This is a genomic window from Streptomyces sp. SM1, assembly GCF_002910825.1.
GTDB lineage: Bacteria > Actinomycetota > Actinomycetes > Streptomycetales > Streptomycetaceae > Streptomyces > Streptomyces okerensis.
Map to the genome: position 1 here is coordinate 1 of NZ_NEUB01000415.1, position 431 is coordinate 431.

Here is a 431-nt window from a genome sequence, read left to right on the forward strand (position 1 = left end):
CATGTGCTGCCGGACGGGGACGGTGTCTCCTTCGCCGTCCTGTTCAAGTTCCACCACGCCCTCGCCGACGGGCTGCGCGCCCTCACCCTGGCCGCCGCGCTGATGGACCCCATGGACCTCCCCACGCCCCGGCCCCGCCCCACCGCGCCTCCGCGCGGACTCCTCCCGGACGTGCGCGAGGTGCCCGGCCTGCTCCGGGACGCCCTGTCCGACGCCGGCCGGGCCCTGGACATCGGCGCCGCGGTCGCCCGTTCCACCCTCGACATGCACTCCTCGCCCGCGCTGACCTGCGCACCCAGCGGAACACGCCGCACCGCCGGCACGGTGATCGACCTGGACGACGTCCACCGCATCCGCAAGAGCGCGGGCGGCACCGTCAACGACGTCACCATCGCGGTCGTCGCCGGCGCGCTGCGCCGCTGGCTCGACGA

Annotated in this window: 1 protein-coding gene; it reads left to right on the top strand. The window is 75.4% G+C overall.

Going from position 1 to position 431, the window contains the following annotated elements:
• Nucleotides 1-431: wax ester/triacylglycerol synthase family O-acyltransferase (locus tag B9S61_RS10490; RefSeq protein WP_219819904.1), on the top strand; the 431-nt coding region annotated here is incomplete at both ends.